This window comes from Brotaphodocola sp. (assembly GCF_050873365.1).
Classification (GTDB): Bacteria; Bacillota; Clostridia; order Lachnospirales; family Lachnospiraceae; genus Brotaphodocola.
Window position 1 is genome coordinate 1 of record NZ_JBNMIQ010000035.1, and the last position, 19,270, is coordinate 19,270.

Sequence of the window (19,270 nt, forward strand, 5' to 3'; positions counted from 1 at the left end):
AAAACCAAATTTAAATCTTGCAGAATTTGTAAATGCATTTAAATCTGCATCTTCTCGAAACATTAGGAAACAATTTGTAGAGGAACTGAAACCTTATTATTGGAAACCCTATTTTTGGAGTTTAAGCTATTTTATTGGAACAGTCAGTGACCGAACAAGTACTGCGGTAAAAGAATATATTAAGAATCAAAAGAATGAATGATCTAAAATATTTTAAAATCATTACGCATTCACCTACGTCTGATCCAGTTGGTCAGGCGTGGTACTCTGCGATTTTGATAGAAAAATTGGAATAAGAAAGGTCTCCTTGGAATAGATTAGTAGTACACAATCTGTTCCTGGGAGGCCTGTTTTTATGAAAAAAGGGGGAAATCTACTGCTGACAGGCTGTTTGATTCTCTGGGTGCTTGTCGTGCACGTGATAACTGGATGCAGTGTGACAAGGGAAAACAAGGACAAGGTGCGTGATCTGGATTTTACAGTGACTGCGGTGGAGGATCTGCCGGAAGAACTGAGAAAACTGACGGAGGAAAAAAAGACGGCTCCGTTTAAGCTGACATACACGAATGACGGTGGACTTTACATAGTGGTGGGGTATGGCGAACAGCCCTCCGGCGGATACAGCATTGTGGTGAATGAGCTGTATCTGACGGAGAATGCGATCGTCATTGACACCGAATTAAAGGGTCCGGAGAGTGCTGAGGAGAGTGGAACGGAGAAATCCTATCCATATGTGGTTGTTCAGACGGAATATCTGGAACAGCCGGTTATTTTTCAGTAGGCTCTGTGAGAGCCGGGCGGGGGAGAAATTCATTTTTGAATTTCTCCCTTGTCATTTCTATAAGGTCACGTTCTGGCTGACCAAGATAAGCTCCTTTTCGTGTCCAGACCTGAACATCCCAGGTCACGGGTTCAGCACCGAGAGAGAAGAGTTCGACGGGTTCTTCTGACTTTGTCAGGCAAATGATCTGGTAAGGCATGATTGCGACTCCCATGCCGGTTGTTGCCATCTGAAAACTTGTGACGTTGCTGGAAAATTCCATTTTGACCGGTGGTCGGATGTGGCTTGCTTTAAACAATTCATTTGTGGCATAGCGAATTCGGTGCTGGGGATGAAGCAGGAAAAAGGGCGTGTTTTTGAATGTGCGAAGATCCACACTGGACGGGTGACCGGGCAGACGCTGGCTATCAAGAACATAGCCTTTGCGGGCGACGAGGACAAGTTCCTCCTGATAGAGTGGTTGCATCTCGATTCCAGAAAAAGATTCTCTGCCGTATACCGGAAGAAAGACGAGATCGATCCGTCCCTCTCGCAGTGCTTCGGTCAGTTTGTATCCGCTGTCGGTCAGAATCGTCACTTCGATACCCGGATAACGCTCTGAAAACTGAGGAAGAAGACGCGGGATCATGTGGGATGCTCGTTCTCTGGAGGTTCCGATGCGAAGCGTTCCGGTCATGTGATGCGTAATGTCGCGAAAGACTTTCATCAGCTGATCGTTTTCAAGCAGAATCCGGCGTGCAGTTTCGATATAGTGTTCCCCCGCAAGCGTTAAAGTCAGCGGTGTCGTGGAGCGGTCAAAGAGTTGAATTCCAAGCTCTTTCTCAGCTTTTTGAATGTAATGGCTCAATGCGGACTGGGAGATAAAGAGTGCGTCGGCAGCCTTGGTGATATTTCGATACTGTGCAACAGTGGTGATATATTGCAACTGTCTGAAGTCCATAAAATTACATTTCTCCTTCCCTAAGTTTTCATTTTCATAGAAATGTCTTAAAAAACAGAAATGCGTAGTCAAAGCATATTCTTTATTTTTTAAATACGATTTCGTTTTATAAAAGTGCCAGTGACATTTGTAAACTTAATTTGTTTCTTTAAAATTGAGAACTACTTGGGGCGCGACGGAGGCTGAGAAGATTACATGCAAACCCGTGTGAGACGTCGGTGTTTAGACTGCGTACTTTGCAGTCTTATGCACCGCTACGTCCGCTCTGCGTATCGAGGAAGCGCCAGTGACGCTTCCGCTGATTTACCCGGAGTGAGAACGAGTTTGCATGAATTTTACTCAGCCGTAGGAGCGCCATAACGTTCAAGTCTCCGAGCGCGTCGACTTGAAAAGAAAAAGAATATAGCACAAAATCAGAATCTAACTTGTTATATTTCAGTGTATCACGAAGCCCTCACGTTTGCAAGAAAATACCATGAGTAAAAGCTCATGGCAATCAAGAAAATAATGGCATTTTACAACTGAATGCACACTTGCTATAATCGAATTATCAAATGAGAGATACAAAACCTCAGAGATTTGAAAGTTGAGCGAACATAGCACGGACGATAGCACATTTCACAGGGCTTCCGTGTTTGGTTAGTACCATATTTCACATGTAAAGGAGAAGAGTTATCATGGCTCAGAACTTAACGAGAAAGATTCTTGCGGCGCACCTTGCAAAACCATCGGATATGATTCCTGGCGAGGAGATCTATCTGAAGGTAGACCAGACTTTGACTCATGACATCAATGCAGTTATGACCTATCTTGCATTTGAGGCGATTGGCATCGACCGCATCGGTGTAGAGAAGGCAGTCAGCTATCTCGATCATAACCTGCTGTATCTGGATTTCAAGACTCCGGATGATCACATCTACTTACAGTCGGCAGCAGAGCGTTTCGGTGTTCATGTTTCCCGTCCGGGTAACGGAATCTGCCATGCCGTTCAGGTATCCCGCTTCGGCGCACCGGGCAAACTTTCTATGGGTGGTGACAGCCATACTCCTCACGGCGGTGCGATCGGCATGCTGTGTATCGGTGTCGGCGGTATGGATATTGCAACAGCCATGACCGGTGTTCCGATGAGACTGAAAATGCCGAGAGTCATCAAGGTAAACCTGACCGGAGAGCTTCGTCCGGGCGTGAACTCCAAGGAAGTCATTCTTGAGATGCTTCGTCGTGTGACGATCAAGGGCGGTCTTGGAAATGTATATGAGTATGTAGGACCGGGTGCTAAGACTCTGGAAGTTTCCCAGCGTGTAACGATCACGAACATGGGCGCTGAGATGGGTGCAACGACCTCAATCTTCCCGGCAGATGAGCAGGTTCGTAAATTTATGAGATCTCAGGGACGTGAAGATGAGTTCGTAGAGATGCTCCCGGATGAGGGCTGTGAGTACGATGGTGAGATGGAGATCAATTTGAGCGAGCTTGAGCCGTTGATCGCTTGCCCGCATCAGCCGGACAACGTTATCCCGATGAGCGAGGTTGAGAAGAAGCCGGTTCAGCAGGTATTCATCGGAAGCTGTACGAATGCAAGCTACTCCGATATCGCAAAGGCAGCTCTCGTCATGCAGGGTCATCATGTAGCAGAGAATGTAAGCTGTACCTGTGCCGTTTCCTCCAAACAGATCTATCGCAAGCTGATGGAAGACGGATACGCAGAGATGCTTCTTGATGCAGGCGTTCGTTTCCTCGAGGTCGCATGCGGACCGTGCTGTGCAATCGGTCAGTCACCGGCTACGAAGGGCATTGCAGTTCGTACCTCCAACAGAAACTTCAAGGGACGTGCAGGTAACCCGAACGCAGAGATCTATCTGGTAAGTCCGGAGAGTGCCGCTGCAACCGCAGTCGTTGGAACCTTCGCAACCGCAGAGGAAGTGATGGGCGAGGATGTGAAGAAACTCGCTGAGATCAAAGAGCCGGAGATGTTCAAGATCGACGATTCGATGATCATCAAACCGCTTCCGCTTGAGGAGGCAAAGAAGGTTGAGATCAAGCGTGGACCGAACATCGCTCCGCTTCCGGTTCCGGATGCTCCGGAAGATCATCTTGAGGCAAAGATCAGCTTAAAGACCGTGGACAACATCTCAACCGATGACATCACCCCGGCAAGTGCAGAGTTCTCAAGCATGCGTTCCAATATCCCGCTGATGTCAAAGTACTGTTACCACCGTTACGATCCGGAGTTTTCCGAGAGAGCAAAGAATCTCGGAAAGAGCATCATCGTCGGTGGCGAGAACTACGGACAGGGATCTTCGAGAGAGCATGCAGCAATCAACCCGATGTATCTGGGTGTGAAGGCTGTCATTGCAAAGAGCATTGCAAGAATTCACAAGGGCAACCTCGTCAACCACGGAATCATCCCGATGCTGTTTGAGGACCCGGCAGATTATGACAAGGTAGAGCTGATGGATGAACTTGAGATCGAGAACCTCAGAGAGCAGATCAGGACGAGAGAAGTTGTGATCAAGGATAAAGATAAGAACGTGACGTTTAAGGCAAAACTGGATCTGTCCGACAGTGAGCTGGAAGTCATCCTCTGCGGTGGTCAGCTGAGATACTTAAAGCATCAGCTTGAAGAAATGGAGAAGGAAGCAAAGTAAATTTAGATAGGGAGAAGAAAGGGGTATTTACAATGAGCGACAACACTAAGAACATTGAAGTAGCACAGGAAAAATTCGCAGAACTGATTAAGTCTGAGTTCGAGCGTATCGAGCGCATGAAGCAAGACAATGAGATCAAGGATTTCTCCAAGCAGGAGAAGATCGTCATCGGCGTATTGCCGGGCGACGGCATTGGACCGATCATCATGGCACAGGCACTCCGCGTGTTAAAGACTCTGATGAAAGATGAGTTGGAGTCCGGAAAAGTAGAGATCCGCGAGATCGAGGGCATGACGATTGAGCACCGTGCAGAGACCCTTCAGAGTCTTCCGGATGAGGTTCTGGCAGAGGTTAAGAAGTGTGACGTCATCCTCAAGGGACCGATGGTAACCCCGAGAGCTGGCGATCCGTGGCCGAACCTGTTAAGCGCAAACAGCCTTCTGCGACGTAACCTGGAGCTGTTCGCAGCTGTTCGTCCGATCAAGATTCCGGACAAGAACATTGACTGGACCTTCTTCCGCGAGAACATCGAGGGTGAGTACATCTGGGGCAACAAGGGTATTCAGGTAAATGATGACCTTGCCGTTGACTTCAAGGTACAGACCCAGCAGGGAACTGAGAGAATCGCCCGCGCAGCCTTTGATTTCGCAAGAAAGAACGGCAAGAAGAACGTGACGATCGTTACGAAGGCAAATATCGTAAAGCTGGCTGACGGAAACTTCATCAAGGGTGTCCGCAAAGTCGGTGAGGAGTATCCGGACATCGAGATCCAGGAGCGTCTGGTTGATGCAATGTGCGCAAAGATGCTTGATCCGGAGTTCAACAAGGGTATCGAGGTAATCGTACTTCCGAACCTCTACGGCGATATCGTAACCGATGTGGCAGCAGAGCATCAGGGCGGTTTAGGAACCGCTTCCTCCTCCAACATCGGAAACAAGTACGCAATGTTCGAGGCAATTCACGGAACCGCTCCGTTCCTGATCAGCCACGGAAGAGGTCAGTACGCAGATCCGTGTTCCCTGATCCGTGCAGTCGGCATGCTGGTTGCACATATCGGATACGGCGACAGAAAACAGATTCTTGACCGCGCACTCGACATCTGCACCGTTACCGAGCGCAAGCTCGTAGTGACGACCGATAAGGACGGCGCAACCGCAGAAGAGTTCACGACCTACCTGGTAGACACGATCAACGGTCTGAAATAAGATACTGAAATAAGAAAACAATTAGTAATTGTTTAAATGAATCGCACTCCCCCTGAATTGTTTACATATGACTTATGAAAGACTGCCGTGAGACATCGCCCTGGTGTTTTCCGGCGGTCTTTCTGCTTCTTTGGGGGAATTTCCGCTCAGAAAATGCCTGCCTGTGAACAAAAAAGCAAATTCCTACAAAAATAGTAGGAATTTTGGCGAGACGACAGGTTTTCCATTGACAATTTCTCATCAAAATTATATAGTGGGAGATAACAGCGCTGAATCATTAAAGGCGATAAGGAAGCCGTTTCGGAGCTTGAGTCATAAACTAGAAGGAAGAACAGGTGAGGTCGAAACAATGATTTTAAAAGATATCTGGCAGGATGTGAAGGCAGTTCAGGAAAGAGATCCTGCGGCACGTAATGCGTTGGAGGTTTTGATTTTATATCAGGGTGTTCATGCTCTGATCTGGCATCGGTTTGCACACTGGTTTTATAAGCACCACATGTTTTTCATCGCGCGAATGATTTCTCAGATTGCGCGTTTCTTCACGCTGATTGAGATTCATCCGGGAGCTAAACTCGGACATGGAATCCTGATCGATCACGGTTGCGGGGTCGTGATCGGAGAGACGGCAGAGGTCGGGGATAACTGCACGATCTACCAGGGAGTAACTCTCGGTGGCGTTGGTCTGAACAAGGGCAAGCGTCATCCTACGCTTGGCAATAATGTGACCGTGGGAGCGGGAGCAAAGATTCTTGGTGCATTTGAGGTCGGAGACAACTGTAAGATTGCAGCAAATGCCGTGCTCTTGAAACCGCTTGAAAACGATACGACGGCTGTGGGTGTTCCGGCGCGTCCGGTCAAGGTCGGTGGTGTTCCGGTCAAGAAAACAGAAAAGCATGTCTCTGTTGAGACTTACAACCGGATGGAAGAGCGTGTGATCGAGTTGGAGCAGGAGCTCAGACGGCTTCAGGCAGAACTTGAGGCTTCTCATGAGCAGTAAGTGAGCAGGAAAATTTCGTATGAGATAGGCAGTGAGAGCAGATTCATATTTCTCAGATTTTCGCATAAATTTATCACAGACAAAAAGGTGATGCAGGCATTGCGATTTGCACAATGTATTTACACAAGATATTTACACAACGTATTTGCATGATGTATTTGCATGATGTGCGAATCGCAGTCATTAGGCGGGGAGAGAGAAGATGGAGATGTTGGAACTGGTAAGACAACAGATACAGATGAATCGATGGAAGAATCAGGTAGGCACGCAGGTGACGCTTGACGATGATTTTATTATACCGGATACGATGAGCGATGCGGATCAGATGATTCTGAGCGCGGGAGAGATCCAGCTGGAACCGTTAAAAATTCAGGACGGAAGAGTCCTGGTGCGGGGAAAGCTGGATTTTCACGTCTTATACCGAAAAGAAGAGGGCGGAATGCAGACGCTCGGCGGTTCGATTCCATTTGAAGAGCCGGTCAATGTCCCGGATGTGAATGCGCAGGATGATGTGAGTGCAGGGGGATATCTTGAGGATCTGAATGCAGAACTGATTCACTCGAGAAAATTTGGAATCCGCGCAGTCGTCCGTCTTGAGATCAAGGCGGAGACGCGGATGGATACGGAGGTGACGGTCGATGTCGCGGACCGGGAGAATGAGGAGAGCGATGATTCACCAAAACTTTTGATGCAACACAGAAAACTTGAGGTTGCAGGTCTTGTGCTTCACCGGAAAGATACGTGGCGGATGAAGGAGGAACTGACGCTCTCACCGAGTAAACCGGCGATCGGAAGAGTGCTCTGGACGCAGGTTGCCCTCGGAAATGTGCAGGTTCGACCGGAAGACGGAAGAGTTCATCTCGAGGGAGTGCTCAATGTCTTTGTGATCTACGAGGGGGAGAGTGGAGAGGAGACCGTCTCGTGGATGGAGGAGAGCATTCCGTTTTCTAGCGATCTTGAGATGCCGGGATGCAGACCGGATCTGATTCTCGCAGTCAGCCCGAAACTCGTCCACCGCGGTGTTGAGGAAAAGCCGGATTATGACGGGGAAATGCGCCAGATCGAGGTGGATGCAATCGCGGAGCTCGATGTTCGTCTGTATGAGGAGAAGGAGCTGGAGATTCTCGCAGATCTCTATTCAACAAATCGGGAGGTGATTCCGGAGGTCGGAAAAGCCTGCTTTGATCAGATTTTGACGCACAATGCGGGAAAATGTCGGGTCGCTGAGAAACTTGATCTTAGCAAAATCGGAAAAGTGCTTCAGATCTGTCACAGCAGTGGAAGTGTGAAGCTCGATGCCGTCGAGCCGGGCGAGGAGGTGCTCTCGATTGACGGAGCGCTTGAGGTTCAACTCCTCTGTCTGACGGATGAGGACGATCAACCGATTCAGTCGGTGACGGAACTTTTTCCATTTCACTATGATGTGTCTGCGCCGGGAATTCATCCCGACAGCATCTGGTATCTCGACAGCAATACGGAACAGTTGACTGCTGTGATGAACGGGGGAAATCTTGCAGAAATCAAGGCGGTGGTAAATCTGGACGTTCTGATTCTTCAACCGGTGACCTGTCCGGTGATTGAGCGTGTGCAGGTGGAGGAGGCGGATCGCAGGAAACTCCGGGAACTTCCGGGGATTGTCGGCTATCTCGTTCAGGAGGGCGATACGCTCTGGGAGATCGCGAAACGCTTTCACACAACGCCGGAGAGCATTGTCGAGGGAAATGGACTAAACAGCGAGGAGGTCAAGGCGGGAGATTGTCTGATTCTTGTCAAAGAGATCGATCGGCAGGCAGTCACACCGGCAGGGCGTTCCTCATAGAATGGAGTAGGTTGCTGACCACGCACAACGCGGGCAGGAATCAGAAACGGGCTCCGCATCCGGAGGATGCTTCTCATAGATCAGGGAAACCTGGGGGACGGCAGAGGACTGCGCAGACAATGCCGTCTCCTACATAGCCGGGTCCATTGACTTTTTACCCTGCACTGGTATAATTTTCTTAGAGTGTTTTTTAGAAAGATGCTTGCAGTCAGCCACATGGAAGATCACATGGGAAATCACATGAAAAAAAGTGAGATCAAATGAGAGATCAAAAGTGAGATCAAATGTCAGATCGAATGAGAGATCAAAGGTGAGATGGCTGTGAGGCAGGGATGTCAGGGAACGGAGGGAGGCGACCGGATGACGGAACCGCAGTTTCGCAATAAAGTGGTGTGGTTTTCTTTTTTTTTCAGCCTTCTTGTCGTGTGGGTGCACTCCTATAACGCGCAGATGTTTCTTGGAATCTGCGGAGAGACGGCGGAAGTCTATCTGACGGAGCACTGGATCGGAGATCGTTTCGGTCAGATTGCAGTGCCGGGATTCTTTATGATATCGGGTTATCTGTTTTATCGGGATTTTGACTGGAGTCTGCTTGCGGGCAAGTGGAAGCGCAGGATTTCCAGTGTTCTTGTCCCCTATATTCTCTGGAATTTTCTTTACTATATGGGATATGTTGTCGGGAGCCGTCTGACGGGAATTTCGACGATCGTCGGAAAGGGCGTTGTTCCGTTTTCCCTTCCGGCACTCACAGATGCGGTCATCAACTATACCTACAACTATGTGTTCTGGTATCTCTATCAGCTGATTATGCTGATTTTGTTGGCACCGCTTCTTTATCCGGTTTTGAAATATCTTTGGAGCCGGATTTTGCTGTTTGCAATTTTGTGGTATGCAGTCTGGAAAAATATTGATCTGATTCCGCTGAATTCAGATGCGCTGATCTACTATGCATTTGCGGGTTCTCTGGCTCTGGATCGCCAACGAAAGAGCAAGACTCAAACGAGCAATCAAATAAGCAATCAAACAAGCAATCAAACGACCGCCCCCTTTATTCCGATTCCTGAGCGAAGCTGGAACATTCGGCGTGGACTTGTCGGTGTGTTGTTTCTCTTCTGGGGAATCTGGTTTTATGGGTTTGGACTCAGGACAGCATTTATCCCGGGATTCGTGATCAGCCGTCTCTTTGCGGTCAGCGGTCTGTGGCTGATGGTTCCGGGCGAGTGGCTTCCACCTGCCTATCCGTTTATGCGTTGCAATTTCTTTCTCTATGCAACGCATTTTGCGGTTGTGCGATTTATCAACAAGGCATCCGCGATCATTCTTCCGGCAAGCAAGTGGACACCGCTTGTCTTGTATCTGGCGATGCCGGTCATTGTGCTTGTAATTTGTGGGATGACATCGTGGATACTCAAACGGTTTTCACCTCTGCTGTGGAGGATGCTCAATGGGGGGCGGTAGACTTTTTGTATGCTTTTCGATATAATAAAGAGCACGGATGAGAGAAAGTCTGCGTAGTGAGATGACAGATTGTGGAAACGATAAATCATGGAAATAATAAACCGTAGAAATAATAGGTTGCAACGCTGGTGGACGGTTGGAGAAATGATAGATCGTGGAAGAAAAGAAGAAAAACTGCGAGAAGAAATATCATGAGAAGATACGGAAAAATACTTGGAGGAAACTATGATTAAAAATTTCGTTTTTGATATGGGAAAAATCCTGATGGATTATGAGTCGATGCGGGCATGCAAGGCTTATATCGAGGATGAGGCTGACCAGAAGGAAGTCTGCACGGCACTCTTTGTATCTCCGGAGTGGGTACAGCTCGATATGGGAATCATTTCTGAGGAACAGGCTCTGCGTCAGGTGTGCAGTCGTCTGCCGGAGCGCCTTCATGAGTCGGCGCGCCTCTGTCTTGAAAACTGGGACAAAAAATGCATGTGGCAGATCGAGGAGATGAAGCCGATTCTGCGCCGTTTAAAACAGGAGGGATTTGGACTCTATATCTGCTCGAATGCGAGTATGCGTCTGCCTGCAAAGTGGAAGAGCCTGATTCCGGAGGCAGAGCTTTTTGATGGGGCGCTGTTCTCCTCCGAGGTTCTCTGCATGAAACCGCAGAAAGAGATGTATCAGCATTTCTTTTCCCGCTTTTCGCTCAAACCGGAGGAGTGCTTTTTCATCGATGATCTCCGCATAAATATTGAGGGCGCGCGCGCCTGTGGAATGGATGGCTACTGCCATGATGACGGCGATGTAAGCCACCTCGATGCGGTTCTTAAAGAAATCGAGAAAAAGAATCTGCCTGTGGAAAAATAGGGATGGCGGAGCAAGCAATTCAATATAAACGGAATGAAAAATAAAATGTAAAAATGTGAGATGGAAACTGGAGAAGACACAGGAGAAGAAACAAGAAAAGAAAGAAAAAAAGAAAGAAGAAAAGAAACAGGAAAAGAAAACAGAAAGGAAACAAGAAACATGGAATTTACAGAGTCTGTATTTCAGGAGACGACGAGAGAACTTCTGGAATTTTTGAATGACAGTCCGACGAGCTTTCAGGCTGTCGCAAATATGAAAAAAGAGCTGGAGGATGCTGGCTGTGTGCGCCTTTTTGAGGGAGAGCGCTGGAATTTAGAGCCGGGAAAGGGTTATTATGTGACGAGAAATGACTCGGCGCTGATCGCATTTAAGATCCCGAAAAAGGATTTTGTCGGTTTTCAGATCATGGCGAGCCACAGCGATTCTCCGGCACTCAAGATCAAGGCAAATGCGGAAATTGAGGTGGACAAGACCTATGTAAAACTCAATGTGGAAAAGTACGGTGGACTTCTTCTTGCGCCGTGGCTCGATAAACCACTCTCTGTCGCAGGTCGCGTTGTTGTGCGCACGGAGCAGGGCGTTGCAAGCCGTCTCGTAAATGTGGACCGTGATCTGATGATTATTCCGAATCTCGCGATCCATATGAACCGCAAGGCGAATGACGGATACGAGTTCAACGCACAGAAAGATATGCTTCCTCTGCTTGCACAGAGCGATGCGTCCACGGCAAGAGAAAAGTTCTGTGCGCTCGTTGCAGAGTCCGCAGGTGTGAAGGCGGAGGACATTCTCGATATGGATCTCTTCCTCTACAATCGCACGAAGGGAACGGTTGTCGGTCTTGACGGGGAGTTCATCTCTGCCCCGCGCCTTGATGATCTTCAGTGTGCATTTTCATCGCTGAAGGGATTTTTGAAGGCAGAGCCGACCGAGAGCATTGCGGTGCACTGTGTGCTTGACAATGAGGAAGTTGGAAGTGGGACAAAGCAGGGTGCGGCTTCGACCTTCCTCAAAGATGTCTTGCACCGGATTAACAGTGCGCTCGGACACAGTGAGGAGGATTATCTGACTGCGCTTGCGTCGAGCTTCATGGTCTCCGCGGACAATGCACACAGCGTGCATCCGAATCAGCCGGACAAGGCAGATCCGACAAATCGCCCGTACATGAACAAGGGAATCGTGATCAAGTACAGCGCAAACCAGAAGTACACGACGGATGCCGTATCCGGAGCAATTTTCCGCACAATGTGCAGTCACGCAGGAGTTCCGGTACAGATTTTCCACAACCGTTCCGATATTCTCGGCGGTTCGACGCTCGGAAATATCTCTGGCAATCAGGTTGCACTGAATACTGTGGACATTGGACTGGCTCAGCTTGCGATGCATTCCAATTATGAGACAGCGGGAAGCAAGGACACGGCATATCTGATTGAGACGGCGAGAGTGCTGTTCTCCTCCTATATGAAGTCAGAGGGAGAGCAGATTGCAATTCATATGTGATCACAGGTAATTACAGATAATCACAGGTAATCACAGGTAGGAATCTTCTGACAGGTAGGAAGTTTCTGACCGGAAAATTCTGTATGATGCAGGAACTACGGAAGATTTTGCCGAATAAAGGACTTTCTTTTTAGGAAAGTCGGGTATATAATGACATTTGCGAAACAGAGCATGGAGAAACGGTGACAGGAATAGACGACGGAAACAGAAATGTTTCGACATGTTCAGAAAAACAGAAACAAAATAAAGAAACACAAGAAAAGAAACACAAGAAAAGAAACACAAAAAGAAGAACAGAAATACGAGGAGAATGGATATGACTAAGATTCGTACAAGATATGCACCAAGCCCGACAGGACGTATGCATGTAGGAAATCTGCGTACAGCATTGTATGCATACCTGATTGCAAAGCATGAGGGAGGAGATTTCCTTCTGCGTATTGAGGATACTGACCAGGAGCGTTACGTTGAGGGCGCTACCGAGATTATTTACCGCACTCTGGAGGAGACCGGTCTGATTCATGATGAGGGTCCGGATAAGGATGGCGGTTGCGGTCCGTATGTACAGAGTGAGCGTCAGAAGTCTGGCATTTACATGGAGTATGCGAAGAAGCTGATCGAAAAAGGAGAGGCTTATTATTGCTTCTGCGATCAGGAGCGTCTGAATTCTCTGAAGCATGTTGTAAATGGCGAGGAGATCATGACTTACGATAAGCATTGCCTGCATCTGTCCAAAGAGGAGATCGAGGCAAATCTTGCAGAGGGTAAGCCGTTTGTCATCCGTCAGAACAACCCGACTGAGGGAACCACGACTTTCCACGATGAGATCTACGGAGATATCACCGTTGATAACAGCGAGCTCGATGATATGGTTCTGATCAAGTCTGATGGTTATCCGACCTACAACTTCGCAAACGTTGTGGATGATCATCTGATGGGAATCACCCATGTAGTTCGCGGAAATGAGTATCTGTCTTCTTCTCCGAAATACAATCGTCTTTACGATGCATTCGGATGGGAAGTTCCGGTTTATGTACACTGCCCGCTGATTACCGATGAGAATCATAAGAAGCTGAGCAAGAGAAGTGGTCATTCTTCCTTCGAGGATCTGATTGAGCAGGGCTTCGTTGCTGAGGCAGTTGTCAACTATGTGGCATTGCTTGGATGGTCTCCGGAAGACAACCGTGAGATCTTCTCCCTCGATGAGCTGGTACAGGCATTCAACTATCGCAACATCAGCAAGTCCCCGGCTGTATTCGATATGACGAAGCTGAAATGGATGAACGGCGAGTATATCAAGGCAATGGATGCAGATCGTTTCTATAAGATGGCAGAGCCGTATATCAAGGCTGTAATCAAGAAGGATCTGGATCTGAAGAAGATCGCAGGAATGGTGAAGACGAGAATCGAGATCTTCCCGGATATCGCAGATCACATTGATTTCTTTGAGGAGCTTCCGGAGTACGATACCGCTATGTACACCCACAAGAAGATGAAGACAAATGCAGAGACTTCCCTGAAGGTTCTGAATGATGTTCTTCCGCTTCTTGAGGCACAGGAGGATTTCAGCAACGATGCTCTGTATGAGGTCCTGTCCAAGTATGTGGCAGAGACTGGCGTGAAGACTGGTTTTGTAATGTGGCCGATCCGTACCGCGGTTTCTGGAAAGCAGATGACACCGGCAGGCGCAACGGAGATCATGGAAGTGCTCGGAAAAGAGGAGTCTCTGGCTCGTATCCGCAAGGGAATTGAGAAGCTGAGCAACCTGTAAATTTTTAATTGGATTTTTAATTAGAGGCGACGACGGCGGAAGAAAGTCATCCAAACGCGCTCGCGCTCCGGGTTCAACGTAGCGGTGCATAAGGTTGCAAAATACGCAACCTAAGCACCGACGTTTCACACGGGTTTGCCTGTACTTTCCCGCCTTACGTCGCCGATAACAGAATGGCTTCCATGAAAAGTTAAAGTATTTTTGTAATTAAAATACAAGTACATTTGTAAATTGGCGAGACTGCCATAAGACAGTGAGAAGAGAATATCCTGTTTTGTGGCAGTCTTTTTTCTTCTGTATGAAAATTTATTTTGCTCCGGGGTTGGAGGCTAATGGAAAAACGATAGAAACGATAGATACGTACAGAAAATTATTTCTAGGATTAAGAAAGGATAGCAGGAATGGCATTTCACGAGTCACAGATCGAGGCGATTCATCATTTTGAGGGACCGATGATGGTGCTTGCAGGTCCGGGATCGGGCAAGACAACCGTGATCACGCATCGGGTGCGCTGTCTGATTGAGGAGCATGGGGTGAATCCGTCAAACATTCTCGTGATCACGTTTACGCGCTCGGCAGCGGATGAGATGAAGCAGAGGTTTTGGAAATTGATGGAACCTGAGTGTTCATCGGAAAAGATGCCATCGGAACAGATCGAAGAAAAAATGCGAGGATGGAAGTGTGATGAACGTGAAAGCAGAGTACATCCGCCTGTGAGCTTTGGCACGTTTCATGCGGTGTTTTTCAATATTCTTCGCTATGCTTATCGCTATGATGCCTCCTGCATTGTGCGGGAGGAGGAGCGGACGGAGATCATACGAAAAATGATTGAGAAACTGCGCCTTGAAGTGGAGGATGAGAAGGAATTTATCTCCTCGATTTTGTCGGAGATCGGTGTCGTCAAGGGCGAGATGATGAGCCTTGATTATTACTACTCCAAGAACTGCTCGGAGGAGATTTTTCGCAAACTTTATCAGGGATATCAGTCAGAGCTTGAGCGGAGTGGAAAGATTGATTTCGAGGATATGCTTGTGATGTGCTATGAGCTGTTTACTCAGAGAAAAGACATTCTGAGTGCATGGCAGAGAAAGTTTCAATTTATTCTGATTGATGAATTTCAGGACATCAATCGGGTTCAGTATGAGATCGTGAAGATGCTTGCGCTTCCTCAAAACAATCTCTTTATCGTTGGAGATGACGATCAGTCCATCTATCGTTTTCGCGGGGCAAAGCCGGAGATTATGCTTGGATTTGGAAAGGACTATCCACAGTGCAGGCAGGTACTTTTGGGGATTAATTATCGGTCGACGTCAGAGATTGTGGATGCATCGGAGCGGTTAATTTCTCATAACAAGACGCGTTTTCCGAAGGAGATTCGTGCAAACCGTGGAGCGGGTCATCTGGTGACGACGACGGGCTGGTCGGATGCACAGGCGGAGACAAGAGGAATTGTGCGGGAGATTCAGGACTATGTGCGGATGGGATATCAACTTTCGGATATTGCTGTGCTCTATCGGACGAGCATGGAACCGCGCTTGCTGATGGAACGCCTGATGGAGTACAATATTCCGTTTCAGATGCGCGATGCCCTGCCGAATTTGTATGAGCACTGGATTGCGAAGGATTTTCTTGCTTATTTGAAGATCGGACACAGCGAACTCTGTGCGAAGCGTCAGGCAAAGCGCGAGGATGCTTTGCGGATTGCGAATCGCCCGAAGCGTTATATCAGTCGGGAGGCACTTGAGGGAAGTGTGATTTCGTGGGATCAGGTACAGGCTTGGTATCAGGATAAGGACTGGATGATGGACCGGATCGATGATCTTTGCAGTGACTTGAAAATGATTGGCAGGATGGCTCCGGCACCGGCGATCAATTACATCCGTAAGGCAGTCGGATATGACGAGTATCTCAGGGAGTATGCCGAGTTTCGCAGAATGAATCCGGAGGAACTTTTTGAGGTCGCGGATCAGATTCAGGAGAGTGCGAGCGGGTATCAGACACTTGAGGCTTGGGAGGAGCACCAGAGGGAGTATGCAGAAAAACTGAAAGAACAGGCGGCGCACGGCAGAGAAAATGGACAGAAAGTGGACTGCGTGACGTTGATGACGATGCACAGTTCAAAAGGATTGGAATTTCCGATCGTGTACATTTTAGATGCCAATGAGAGAATCACGCCCCATCATAAGGCGGTGCTTGAGGCAGATCTCGAGGAGGAACGGCGCATGTTCTACGTCGCAATGACGAGGGCGAAGGACCGGCTCCATGTCTGTTTTGCAAGACAGCGATATGGGAAGATTCAGGAGCCGTCGCGTTTTCTTGCAGAATACAGGAACGTAGAAACGGGAAAACCAGAGAAGAGAAATATGGCGGATAAACCGGATCGGGTCAATGGGATAGAAGATCACAGATCGGGGAATAAGCCAAATATGATAAATTAGAACAGGAGGGTTCGATTTATGAGGGGATGTGTTCACATTTATTGTGGGGATGGAAAAGGAAAGACATCATCGGCAGTCGGTCTTGCAGTTCGCGCATCGGGGCGTGGGAAGAAGGTGCTGATTGTGCGTTTCCTGAAAACGGAAGATTCCGGGGAGGTTGAGGTGCTCAGAAAGATTCCGGGTATCACCGTTACGCCGTGCGATCGGACATTTGGATTTGTATTTCGGATGAATGAAGAGCAGAAGCGCGAGGCGGGAGCTTATTTTCAGAGCCGATTTGAGACCGCAGTGAAGACCGCAGTGGAGGATGGAGTTGATCTGCTCGTGCTCGATGAGATTCTGGCATCCTGCAATTACGGGATGGTCAGAGAGGACGATGTCGCAGAGTTTCTGAAAAATCGTCCGGAGGAGATGGAAGTGGTTCTGACTGGAAGAGATCCGTCAGATCGCCTGATTGCGCTTGCTGATTATGTGTCTGAGATCAAAATGGTCAAACATCCCTACACGCAGGGAATCGGGGCTCGCGAGGGAATTGAGTATTAGGTTATCATTTGGGACTCAAATACTGCTTGATTTTGGTGTCCCATTCTGATAAAGTGAAACTATAAAATAAAAAAGATGTTTCGGGGTATGACAGATACATATCCTGAAACAAAAGAGAGGAACAGACATGGCAAATAATCAGAACGATAACAACATGGATATGGAGCAGGAGGAGATGACTGTCACCCTGACTCTGGACGACGGAAGCGAGCTGGAGTGTGTAGTACTCACCATCTTCGAGGCTGGAAACCGTGATTACATTGCACTTCTGCCGAGCGAGGGCATTGAGGCTGAGGAAGGCGAAGTATATCTGTACCGTTACAGCGAGGATGCAGATGGCAATCCGAACCTGGACAACATCGAGGACGACGAGGAGTACGAGATCGTTTCTGACGCTTTCGATGAGCTGTTAGACGATCAGGAATTTGATGAGCTCGTAAGCGAAGAGGATCTTGAGGACTAAGATTTGAGATGCTCTGTGAGCGTTGACTTAATTTATTGATTTCCTGGAATTACCAGAGCATTTTGGTGATTCTGAGAAGGTAAGAGAGACATGACAGAATGACCCGTCAGAGTACATCTTTCTGAGAGAGAATGTATTCTGGCGGTTTTGTGTTGTTGTATATCTGTGTATATGGAGGAGACAATCATGCTCCTGCTCGATTGGTCTGTTTTGTCTGTGCAAGTGTGTATTTCAGAAAGGAATTGATTCAAATTATCATGTGTTTTAAAAAGAAAATCGTTGTGTTTGTAAAAGAAAACCTGAGATTGATGTCGGAAGAGCTGACATGGAGCAAGGTGATGGCGATTGTGATTGGAACGGCGATTGCGTCATTTGGAATCTACAACATTCACCGACAGTCGGGAATCACTGAGGGCGGTGTGCTTGGAATGATTCTTGTGCTGAATCACTGGTTCGGTGTTTCGAACTCCGTTCTGACTTCGCTTCTCGATCTGACCTGTTACGCGTTGGCACTCAAATATCTGGGTGGAAAGTTCATCCGGATTTCGATTGTGTCGACATTCAGTATGTCGGCATTTTTCCGACTCTGGGAACAGTTCCCGCCAGTTCTGCCGAATCTGAGTGGAAATCCACTTCTCGCAAGTGTGCTCGGTGGACTTTTTGTCGGAATCGGAGTCGGGATTGTCGTGCGCCAGGGAGGATCAAGCGGGGGCGATGATGCGCTTGCACTGACGATCTCTCATCTGACGAAATGGAGACTTTCGAGAACGTATATGTTTACGGATTTCACGGTGCTCGCACTTTCATTGAGCTATATTCCAATTCATCGTATCCTGTTTTCTGTGATGACGACGATCATTTCCTCGAACCTGATTGACTGGATCAAGGAACTTTCCGTTGCAGAACTTCCGTTTGTCGGAGGTCTTGTGGAGCCGGAAAAATAAATTTGTCTAAGTGGGAATTCTTAGTTATTCAATAACTGAGTAGTTCACATGAATAAAAAAAGATCTTACTGCATGTGGAGGCGACAGACGGCAGAGAAGACAGGGCAAACCCTAGTTATCACTGTATTATCTGTTTTATCACGATATTACCTGTTTTAAACGGAACAGAAATTGTACAAATTCATAAATTATGTCTACAATATAGAGAACCGAAAGAAAATCGTCAGAATGTGTAAGCAGAAATTCGTTGACGCTGTATCGAGCAGAACGTATAATAAATCCAGAACAGATAACTCGAAACAGAGAGTCGCTGATTGAGAAGGATCAGAATAGAAGGAGACGATAGAGATGAAGAAATCATGGATGAAAGTGGCAGTTCTGACACTTGCAATGTCCGCAATGTCTGTGACAGCAAGTTTTGCAGGAGAGTGGGGAAAAGTTGGTCAGAGATATTTTTACTATCAGGAGGACGGCACGGTTGCGAAGAATCAGTGGATCGAGTCTGCTGATGGAACCGGAAAATACTGGGTCGGTGTGGACGGCGTGATGGTAGCCGGTCAGTGGGTGAATACCGATGATGCCTGGTACTATGTGGGCGAGGACGGTCTGTGCCTGACGAACCAGATGCTCAAGCAGAACTCTGATCTTTACTGGCTCAAGGAAGATGGAAAGATGGCAGTCAACGAGTGGGTTCAGAATGAAGATGGCAAGTGGTATTACATGCAGGCAAACGGTCGTGCGATCAAGAATGGCTGGAAGTTGATCGATGGAGATTATTATTATTTCCTGAAAAACGGAGTTATGGCAGTCGATGCACTTGTTCCGGGCGGTTACCGGGTCGGTGTAGATGGAAAATGGGTGCAGAACTAAATTCTTCCTGTTTGTATGACATTGATGGATGAGAACAG

The 19,270-nt window shown here is 47.8% G+C and carries 16 protein-coding genes; 15 read left to right on the forward strand and 1 reads right to left on the reverse strand.

Annotation, left to right across the window (positions count from 1 at the left end):
- Window positions 1–202: IS200/IS605 family transposase (tnpA, locus tag ACR0QT_RS12840; RefSeq protein ID WP_432630406.1), on the forward strand; the 202-nt coding region annotated here is incomplete at its 5' end.
- Window positions 203–355: 153 nt separating this feature from the next.
- Complete coding sequence (locus ACR0QT_RS12845; protein ID WP_308452100.1) at window positions 356–781, forward strand: protease complex subunit PrcB family protein; 426 nt, start codon at window positions 356–358, stop codon at window positions 779–781.
- On the opposite strand, the gene ACR0QT_RS12850 is transcribed toward ACR0QT_RS12845, so the two are convergent.
- Window positions 768–1,721, reverse strand: a complete 954-nt coding sequence (locus tag ACR0QT_RS12850; protein ID WP_432631103.1) for a LysR family transcriptional regulator — start codon at window positions 1,719–1,721, stop codon at window positions 768–770. The genes ACR0QT_RS12845 and ACR0QT_RS12850 overlap by 14 nt on opposite strands.
- Before the next feature lie 677 nt (window positions 1,722–2,398).
- Between ACR0QT_RS12850 and ACR0QT_RS12855 the strand changes: the two genes are divergently transcribed.
- The 13 genes from ACR0QT_RS12855 (at window position 2,399) to ACR0QT_RS12915 (ending at window position 19,232) form a co-directional block, all read left to right on the forward strand.
- Window positions 2,399–4,369 (forward strand): aconitate hydratase, encoded by a 1,971-nt coding sequence (locus ACR0QT_RS12855; protein ID WP_432631104.1) that lies wholly within the window; start codon window positions 2,399–2,401, stop codon window positions 4,367–4,369.
- A gap of 32 nt (window positions 4,370–4,401) precedes the next feature.
- Window positions 4,402–5,574 (forward strand): isocitrate/isopropylmalate family dehydrogenase, encoded by a 1,173-nt coding sequence (locus ACR0QT_RS12860; RefSeq protein WP_432631105.1) that lies wholly within the window; start codon window positions 4,402–4,404, stop codon window positions 5,572–5,574.
- A gap of 349 nt (window positions 5,575–5,923) precedes the next feature.
- Window positions 5,924–6,571, forward strand: coding sequence for a serine O-acetyltransferase (gene cysE / locus ACR0QT_RS12865; protein ID WP_432631106.1), 648 nt, complete (start codon window positions 5,924–5,926; stop codon window positions 6,569–6,571).
- 202 nt (window positions 6,572–6,773) lie between these two features.
- A complete protein-coding gene (locus ACR0QT_RS12870; protein ID WP_432631107.1) occupies window positions 6,774–8,390 on the forward strand; it encodes a DUF3794 and LysM peptidoglycan-binding domain-containing protein in 1,617 nt (538 codons plus the stop codon).
- 315 nt (window positions 8,391–8,705) lie between these two features.
- Entirely contained in the window at window positions 8,706–9,848 is a 1,143-nt protein-coding gene (locus ACR0QT_RS12875) for an acyltransferase family protein (protein WP_432631108.1), read from the forward strand.
- A 225-nt stretch (window positions 9,849–10,073) separates the two neighbouring features.
- Complete coding sequence (locus tag ACR0QT_RS12880) at window positions 10,074–10,706, forward strand: HAD family hydrolase (RefSeq protein WP_432631109.1); 633 nt, start codon at window positions 10,074–10,076, stop codon at window positions 10,704–10,706.
- Between the two features lie 159 nt (window positions 10,707–10,865).
- The gene (locus ACR0QT_RS12885) at window positions 10,866–12,203 is read left to right on the forward strand and encodes a M18 family aminopeptidase (RefSeq protein ID WP_432631110.1); all 1,338 of its coding nucleotides are present in this window, start codon (window positions 10,866–10,868) and stop codon (window positions 12,201–12,203) included.
- A 316-nt stretch (window positions 12,204–12,519) separates the two neighbouring features.
- Window positions 12,520–13,974, forward strand: coding sequence for a glutamate--tRNA ligase (gene gltX, locus ACR0QT_RS12890; RefSeq protein WP_432631111.1), 1,455 nt, complete (start codon window positions 12,520–12,522; stop codon window positions 13,972–13,974).
- Between the two features lie 401 nt (window positions 13,975–14,375).
- A complete protein-coding gene (locus tag ACR0QT_RS12895; RefSeq protein ID WP_432631112.1) occupies window positions 14,376–16,412 on the forward strand; it encodes an ATP-dependent helicase in 2,037 nt (678 codons plus the stop codon).
- Between the two features lie 18 nt (window positions 16,413–16,430).
- On the forward strand, window positions 16,431–16,955 hold the full coding sequence (locus ACR0QT_RS12900) for a cob(I)yrinic acid a,c-diamide adenosyltransferase (RefSeq protein ID WP_432631113.1): 525 nt from the start codon (window positions 16,431–16,433) through the stop codon (window positions 16,953–16,955).
- Between the two features lie 127 nt (window positions 16,956–17,082).
- Window positions 17,083–17,418: a DUF1292 domain-containing protein gene (locus ACR0QT_RS12905; protein WP_177978251.1), complete on the forward strand. Its 336-nt coding sequence runs from the start codon at window positions 17,083–17,085 to the stop codon at window positions 17,416–17,418.
- Between the two features lie 281 nt (window positions 17,419–17,699).
- Window positions 17,700–18,362, forward strand: coding sequence for a YitT family protein (locus tag ACR0QT_RS12910; protein ID WP_432631114.1), 663 nt, complete (start codon window positions 17,700–17,702; stop codon window positions 18,360–18,362).
- A gap of 348 nt (window positions 18,363–18,710) precedes the next feature.
- Window positions 18,711–19,232 carry a hypothetical protein gene (locus ACR0QT_RS12915; RefSeq protein ID WP_432631115.1) on the forward strand — a complete coding sequence of 174 codons (522 nt, stop codon included), beginning with the start codon at window positions 18,711–18,713 and terminating at the stop codon, window positions 19,230–19,232.
- Window positions 19,233–19,270 lie beyond the last annotated feature (38 nt).

Bases quoted from the DNA above. Each gene is read 5' to 3' on its own strand.
- ACR0QT_RS12845 (WP_308452100.1), top strand. From the start codon at position 356: ATGAAAAAAGGGGGAAATCTACTGCTGACAGGCTGTTTGATTCTCTGG.
- ACR0QT_RS12850 (WP_432631103.1), bottom strand. From the start codon at position 1,721: ATGGACTTCAGACAGTTGCAATATATCACCACTGTTGCACAGTATCGA.
- ACR0QT_RS12855 (WP_432631104.1), top strand. From the start codon at position 2,399: ATGGCTCAGAACTTAACGAGAAAGATTCTTGCGGCGCACCTTGCAAAA.
- ACR0QT_RS12860 (WP_432631105.1), top strand. From the start codon at position 4,402: ATGAGCGACAACACTAAGAACATTGAAGTAGCACAGGAAAAATTCGCA.
- cysE (WP_432631106.1), top strand. From the start codon at position 5,924: ATGATTTTAAAAGATATCTGGCAGGATGTGAAGGCAGTTCAGGAAAGA.
- ACR0QT_RS12870 (WP_432631107.1), top strand. From the start codon at position 6,774: ATGGAGATGTTGGAACTGGTAAGACAACAGATACAGATGAATCGATGG.
- ACR0QT_RS12875 (WP_432631108.1), top strand. From the start codon at position 8,706: ATGGCTGTGAGGCAGGGATGTCAGGGAACGGAGGGAGGCGACCGGATG.
- ACR0QT_RS12880 (WP_432631109.1), top strand. From the start codon at position 10,074: ATGATTAAAAATTTCGTTTTTGATATGGGAAAAATCCTGATGGATTAT.
- ACR0QT_RS12885 (WP_432631110.1), top strand. From the start codon at position 10,866: ATGGAATTTACAGAGTCTGTATTTCAGGAGACGACGAGAGAACTTCTG.
- gltX (WP_432631111.1), top strand. From the start codon at position 12,520: ATGACTAAGATTCGTACAAGATATGCACCAAGCCCGACAGGACGTATG.
- ACR0QT_RS12895 (WP_432631112.1), top strand. From the start codon at position 14,376: ATGGCATTTCACGAGTCACAGATCGAGGCGATTCATCATTTTGAGGGA.
- ACR0QT_RS12900 (WP_432631113.1), top strand. From the start codon at position 16,431: ATGAGGGGATGTGTTCACATTTATTGTGGGGATGGAAAAGGAAAGACA.
- ACR0QT_RS12905 (WP_177978251.1), top strand. From the start codon at position 17,083: ATGGCAAATAATCAGAACGATAACAACATGGATATGGAGCAGGAGGAG.
- ACR0QT_RS12915 (WP_432631115.1), top strand. From the start codon at position 18,711: ATGAAGAAATCATGGATGAAAGTGGCAGTTCTGACACTTGCAATGTCC.